The 6812-nt window shown below is 61.8% G+C and carries 5 protein-coding genes and 1 pseudogene; 4 read left to right on the top strand and 2 right to left on the bottom strand.

Going from position 1 to position 6812, the window contains the following annotated elements:
- Window positions 1–466 precede the first annotated feature (466 nt).
- A pseudogene (locus ABDV69_RS19460) lies at window positions 467–631 on the bottom strand (nitroreductase); the annotation flags it as partial.
- A gap of 234 nt (window positions 632–865) precedes the next feature.
- Between ABDV69_RS19460 and ABDV69_RS19455 the strand changes: the two are divergent.
- Window positions 866–2347, top strand: a complete 1482-nt coding sequence (locus ABDV69_RS19455) for an NAD(P)/FAD-dependent oxidoreductase (protein ID WP_343577315.1) — start codon at window positions 866–868, stop codon at window positions 2345–2347.
- 230 nt (window positions 2348–2577) lie between these two features.
- Here ABDV69_RS19455 and ABDV69_RS19450 read toward each other — a convergent pair whose 3' ends face one another.
- Window positions 2578–3951, bottom strand: a complete 1374-nt coding sequence (locus tag ABDV69_RS19450; protein ID WP_343577313.1) for a PE-PPE domain-containing protein — start codon at window positions 3949–3951, stop codon at window positions 2578–2580.
- Window positions 3952–4166: 215 nt separating this feature from the next.
- Between ABDV69_RS19450 and ABDV69_RS19445 the strand changes: the two genes are divergently transcribed.
- The 3 genes from ABDV69_RS19445 to ABDV69_RS19435 all read left to right on the top strand — a co-directional run.
- Window positions 4167–5525, top strand: a complete 1359-nt coding sequence (locus ABDV69_RS19445; protein WP_343577311.1) for a cytochrome P450 — start codon at window positions 4167–4169, stop codon at window positions 5523–5525.
- A gap of 53 nt (window positions 5526–5578) precedes the next feature.
- The gene (locus tag ABDV69_RS19440; RefSeq protein ID WP_343577310.1) at window positions 5579–6418 is read left to right on the top strand and encodes an SDR family oxidoreductase; all 840 of its coding nucleotides are present in this window, start codon (window positions 5579–5581) and stop codon (window positions 6416–6418) included.
- Between the two features lie 182 nt (window positions 6419–6600).
- On the top strand, window positions 6601–6812 hold a 212-nt coding region (locus ABDV69_RS19435), incomplete at its 3' end, for a hypothetical protein (RefSeq protein ID WP_343577309.1).

Below are 6812 nucleotides of genomic sequence, written 5' to 3'. Positions count from 1 at the left end.
CAGTGAGCGAGCCCATTTCGACCCTGCACGTGATCGCTTGACTGAGGTGGGCGTCAGGGTAGAAGCGCCTCGGATCGGGACGCGGACACACGTGGCTGTTGCCAGGCCGCATGAGAAATTCACCGAGCAAGGTTCGCTGTCGGATGATCAGCCACCACCGGCTGCGCCGACAAAGAAGCGGCGCGGACGCCGCCTGATCCTCGTTGCGGCGGCGGCGACAGTGGTTGTGGTCGCCGCGATCTCGGCCACGGTGTACGTGGTCGAGCAGAACAACACCGCCTGTCAATCGCCACCACCGGCCGCCGTTCTCGACGGCACCTGTCACCTGGTATACGACCCCACGAAAGTGACGGCCAACGGCGCGCCCACTCCGCTGGAACCTAGCTCCGATGACAACTCCTGGTGGGCATTCCGTTCGCTCTGTAAACCGTCGGGATGTGTTGCGACAGGAACCAAACTTGACTTTGGCGCCGGTCGGTGCCCGCAACGCCAGCTCGATGCACTTCAATACCACCGCGTCGTCGACGGGGTCGGGGTGGACGCGGCGCACCGCGCGCTGGGTCATCATCGCGTCACTCAGCGGCATGTCGAGGCGGGTGAGTGCCTCAGTGGCGGTCGGGGTGTCGGTCATGTCGGGAAGGCTACCGTCCGGCGGTTCGCCGGTGTCGGCATCGCGCCGATGGTCCGGGCACCGTCAAGGACATCGGAACTACAGCTTGGTGCGCTGCAATGATTTTCGCTGCCCGAGCGTGCGTGTACGCGCTGAGGGCATCGTCGGCTCCGTCAGGTGATAGAACCCGAGCCGGCAACGCAGCGGTCTCACATAAGCTCCGCCGGAACCGCTGAACTGCTTTACGATTAATCGGTGAGTCCGCAGCAACTCGACGTGGTCATCGTGGGGGCTGGTTTCGGCGGCATCGGTGCCGCGATCCAATTCAACCGGCTGGGCTATGACAACATCGCGATCCTTGAGCGTGAGGACGACTTGGGCGGAACCTGGCACGTCAACCGCTATCCGGGTCTCGCCGTCGACATCCCATCGACGACCTACGCTTACTGGTTCGAGCCGAACCCGTACTGGTCGCGGCTGTTCGCGCCGGGCGACGAACTCAAGCGGTATGCGGACCACGTCGCCGACAAGTATGGCGTACGCCGATACATGCGGTTCAGCAGAACCGTCGAAGGCGCTCGCTGGGACGACCAGGCTCACCTCTGGCGGGTCGCGCTTGGTTGCGGTGAGACGCTGAGCGCGCCATTCCTCGTCACTGCGACGGGTTTCCTGTCCCAGCCGCACATCCCAGACATTCCCGGCGTCGCCGCCTTCGACGGCCGGGTCATCCATACCACCGCCTGGGACGACAACTACGACTTCGAGGGCCGCCGTGTCGGGCTCATTGGCACCGGTGCGACAGCGGTACAGCTGCTCCCCGAGCTGGCCAAGAAGGCCGCCGAGCTGACGGTGTACCAACGCACGGCGATCCATGTGGTGCCAAAGATCGACTTTCCGATACCGAAGGTCATGCAGCGCCTGTTTGCCCGACTTCCGCTGGTCCAGCGCGTCATCCGGTGGGTCACTGACACAACCTTCGATTTGATGCTGGTGCTCGCCGTACTGAACTACCGCTATTTCCGGCGGCTCAACATGGCAGCCGCAAACCTAGCCAAGGTTCTCCGGTTCGTTTCTATTCGCGATAAAGAACTTCGGCGCAAGCTCACGCCGGATTACGACTTCGGATGTAAGCGACCCACCTACTCCAATTCTTACTACCGGACCTTCACCAAGCCGCACGTGCATCTGCAGACGGCCGGCATCGAGCGGATCGAGTCAGACGGCATCGTCGCGTCCGACGGGACCAAGACGCAGATAGAAACGCTGGTGTTGGCCACCGGTTTCGACCTGTGGGACAACAACTTGCCGGCGATCGAAATTATCGGCCGCGACGGCCGCGACCTCGGAAAGTGGTGGCGCGACAATGGCTTCCAATCCTACCAGGGGGTTTCGATCCCGTACTTCCCAAACTATCTGAGCTTGGCCAGCCCCTATGCAACCTGCGGCTTGTCGTACTTCAGCACGATTGAATACCAGATGCGGCACATGAACCGGTTGTTCGGTGAGGTGCGTCGTCGCAACGCGACCACGTTTGAAGTCACCGAACAGGCCAACGCCCGCTTCCGGAATCGGATGACCAAGCTGCTGGACAACACGGTGCTCGGCCGTGGTGACTGCGCCAGGTCGCATTCCTACTACTTCAGCCCTAGCGGCGAAACTTTGCTGCGTCCCTCGTCACCACACGACACGATTCGTGAACAGACCCGCTTCCCGTTGAGCGACTACGTGATTGCCTGATTGACTACTGGCATTTCAACACACCGCGTCGTCAAGTCTGCGCGTTCGGCGTGTCGGTCGTCATGTCGGGAAGGCCACCGCGCTACATCTGGCCGGCGCTGACATCGCGCCAGCCTGGCACCATCACCGACATCGACGGCCGGCCAAAGCCCGTGGTCGGCGCTTCAACCCCGGTAAGTCAAGGATCGACATAGATCACCTCGGGTTCAAAAGCCGAGTGTGGCGATCTGTTATCCGATCAGACTTGACACGTCGGACATAAACGTGCTCATGCTCAACCCGCCATCTAGCAACCCGAGCAGAGCCGTGGCATCACCGGCGAGACCGTTCGGCAGCTCCGCGATGATTTGCGATGGGAGCGACAGCAGCTGGTCCAGTTCTGCCGTAATCAGTTGCGGCTGAGTGAGATCAGCCACTGCATTGTTGACACCTTGCACGGTCGCTGCTTCCAGATGTGCCAGGACAGTGCTCGGGTCGACGTTCGGGAACAGCCCAACCGGAGTGGGAACATCCGCAGGTCCGGCCCGGTCATAGCCCAAGTTGACGATGTACGTCAGGTCCGGTGCAATCAGGTCGGCTAGCGGGGTCCCCACCCCGCTCTGATACAGCGGTTCCAACAGCGGCAGATGCTGGACGGGAATCAGGTAGTAGTTGGTCTCCCCAACCCCGGTGAGGGCCGCCGACCCCGGCAAGAGTTCAGCCGTAGCAAGCTGTTGGGGTGTAAGCGTTGCATAGGCGAGGTGCGAATAGATGACGCCCAGCGCTGCGTTGAGATCCGCCGGGATGTCGATCGGGTACTGCGGGAAGTCGGCGAGGCCGTCGTACTGGACCGTGTAAATATCGGTGGGGTAGACAGTGTCCGGCGGCGTCGCGACAAAGTACGGTTGGTTCAAAGCCGCAATCGGGGTCAGATTCAAATACGGGTTGAGAAAGCTGAATCGCGCGTAGATGCCGCCGTCTGGATTGTTCATATCACCGAGCAGCACGAAGTGTAGGTCGGCGGGACTCGGCTGTTGGTCGGCGGGTAGAGCGTCGAGCGCTTTCATTTCCAGGGTGGCTACGGCGGTGCTCTGGGAGTAGCCGAGAACGACGATGTCGTCTCCGGCGTATGTCTGCGTGATGGCGGTGTTCAGATCGGTGACGGACTTATCGACCGCCAGGTTGAAGGGCAGAGAGTTGAGGCCGGTCAACGGAAAGTCCTGCTCGGGCGTGGCAAGTCCGATCGGCGCGAACCCAGGAAACACTGGTTGTCCAAGGAAGGGCTGTGCGGGATCGACGAACCTGTCGTAAACATCCGTCGTGAACGCAGAAGTCGGCTCCGTCCCGGTGAGATTGCTGCCGCCCAGGAATGTGCCGCCGCTCATGATCAATGCCACATCGTCCCCGGTCGCATCGGTGGTAGCCAGCTGCACAACCGCGCCGAAGATGTGGGCATCGGGTGGTGGCGCGACCGGGCTGACGGCGATGACGCTGCCCCCGGCGAGTGCCGCGGCTGTCATGACATGTGTACCCACCGACCTCATGCTTTCTCCTCTAGAGTCCGCACCCAGGCCTACCTTAATAGATCCTAAGTAGAAGGTAAAGAAGGCGTAAACAAAATCCACAGGTCTCAGCCGGCTGCCAGCTGCAGACGTTCGACGAGACGATCGGCCCCGATCAGGCGCAGTCATCGACTCGCTGCTCGCCCCGCCAACGCTGCCTTTGAAGAGCGCAGCAACCTGCTTGCGCTGCGACGCCTTGTTTGACGCGTTTACAACCGAAGTGCCCGGGTAATCGCTGACTCGTACACAGTTCCCGTGCACGCGAGGTAGGGGAAGATATGGCAACGGCCACAACCGAGCCGGTACGGCTACCGCCAAGACCGTGGGCCCCGAAGATCGTTCAAGGATTGGCGATGTATGTTGCCCAGCATGGAACAGTTGCCGCTCTGGCCCGGCAGTACGGCAGCGCGTTCACCCTGAACTTGCCGGTATTCGGCCGCACGGTGGTGATCAGCGAACCAGCCTTGGTCAAGGATTTGTTCAACACAAACCGGCAGTTGCTTGGGCGGGCGAAAAATGATTTCGGCGACATTATCGGCCCCGGATCGCTGTGGGGTCTTGAGGGCGATGAACTCCTCGAACGCCGCCAATTGCTGCTCCCGGCTTTTCACGGCAAACGAATGCGAAGCTACGAGCCGATGATCGAAGAAGAGGTGCTGGGCGAAGTCGCGAACTGGCCGCAGGCCCGCGAGTTCGAAACGCTGCCGTCGATGTTGCGCATCACCCTCAACGTGATCCTGCGGGCCCTGTTCGGCGTGCAAGGCCCCGCGTTGGAAGAACTTGCGAATCTGGTACCGCCCCTAGTCAAGCTCGGTTCCCGGATCGCCTTCCTGCCGCCGATTACGCGGCGAGACCTCGGTCGGTGGAGCCCCGGAGGGCGGGTTCTGCAGTACCTGCGCCGGACCGACGCCGTCATAAGTTCGCTCATAACCGATGCGCGGGCTGGCCCGGCCTGCGAAGAGCGCAATGACGTGCTCGCGCTGCTGTTGCAGGCGCGGTACGAGAACGGTGAGCCGATCCCTGATTCACATATCGCCGACGAGTTGGTGACCTTGCTGGCCGCCGGTCACGAGACGACCTCCAATGCGATGGCCTGGACCGTGGAGCGGTTGGCCCGACATCCACATCTGCTGTCGCGGCTGACTGAGGAGGTTGACACGGGTGGATCTGAATTGCGGCAGGCGACGATTCGAGAAGTGCTGCGGACCCGGCCGGTCATCACCGCCGGATTGCGCCAGACCAAAACGCGAATCCGGCTGGGAGAGTGGGTCATCCCGGAGGACACGTTGGTCATGATAAGTATTGCACTGGCCCATGGTTCAGAAGAGAACTTTGCGGATGCGGCGTCGTTCAATCCGGACCGATTCATCGGCGCCGTGCCGAAGCCCTTCGCGTGGATTCCGTTCGGCGGCGGAATGAATCGCTGTGTCGGCGCGGCGTTGGCCCAGATGGAAATGGACATCGCCGTTCGCACACTGCTGCGCGAATTTCATTTCGCGCCAACCGACGCGCCGGCTGAACGGCGTCATACCCGCGGTGTGGCGATCGCGCCCGGACGGGGTGGGCGAGCGGTCGTGTACCGGCGAGCGGCCAACACGTCGAGTGACCGAATAACGGCGGCTAACCACAGCGGCTGACGTCTGGCAAATTGTGATGGCGTGCGCAGCAACGCGACCGCTATCCTTCTTCAATGGCACCGAACCCGTCGGGAAAGGTCGCATTCGTTACTGGTGGGGCATCGGGCATCGGTGCCGCGCTGGCGGCTGAGCTAGTCGACCAGGGCGCCAGAGTCTGGATCGCCGATCGCCAGGTCGGGCCGGCCGAGGAGCTGGCGCACCGCCTCAATAGCGTTGGGGGAGAGGCGCATGCGATAGAGCTTGATGTGCGCAGCTACTCATCTTTCGAGCATGCCGTCGCCGAGGCGCTGCAGCGATCCGGGCGGATCGACTATCTGTTCAACAATGCCGGCATTGGGGTCGGCGGTGAAATCGATTCGTATACGCTCGATGACTGGAGCGACGTATTTGACGTGAACTTACGCGGTGTGGTGCACGGCATCCAAGTGGCCTATCCCATCATGATCAAGCAACACTCCGGCCACATTGTGAATACAGCGTCGATGGCCGGCCTTATCACTACGGTGGGTCAGGCCAGCTATACCGCCACAAAGCACGCCGTCGTCGCACTCTCCAAGACGTTGCGGCTGGAGGCCGAGCGTCACGGCGTCCAGGTCTCGGTTCTCTGTCCGGGAGTGATCCGGACCCCGATGCTCACCGGCGCGCGGTACGGACGGAACAACAACTTCAGCGATGAGGACCTCCTCAGGTTAGCGGAGGCAGTGCGGCCGATGGCGCCCCAAAAGTTCGCCGAGCGCGCCCTTCCTGCCGTATTGCGTGGAAACGCGATCATCGTGCTGCCGGCGTGGTGGAGGGCACTATGGTATCTTGAGCGCCTTTCCCCCGCGTTGTCGATGCAAGCGGCCAAAGTGGCGCTCAAGCGCTTACGTGAAGCGCAGAACACCGCCCACTGATCCGAAACACAACTGCGGACGATGGCGTTGGCGGCCCGTTCGGTGCACGTCAACACCACCGCGTCGTCGACGGGGCCGGGCCGGAGGCGGCGCACTGCGCGCTGGGTCAGCATCGCGCCGCACCAGGCGCTGACGGCATTCCACGGAAAGTGCTTGTGTTTCGGCTGCTTCCAGTAGGGCAAGTGGTCGCCGAAAAAGACGCGCACACCAGTCCGCTTGAAGGAGCTAGCCAAGCCTCGGATGTTGTCGAGATCAACGTTGATTCGGTACCGGTGGCTGTGGCAACCGTTGAATCCACAGAAGTGGAGAAGTTGTTCAGGAGATATTGTCAAGACCTGTGGATGAGGGTGTTTCAGGCGACCTCCGTTTCGGTTGATTCGGCACCGGGCTCGGC

Origin of the sequence: Mycobacterium sp. (assembly GCF_039583785.1) — a bacterium.
Lineage (GTDB): Bacteria > Actinomycetota > Actinomycetes > Mycobacteriales > Mycobacteriaceae > Mycobacterium.
The sequence above is the reverse complement of the archived record's forward strand: the minus strand, read 5'-3'. Positions and strand labels throughout refer to the sequence as shown.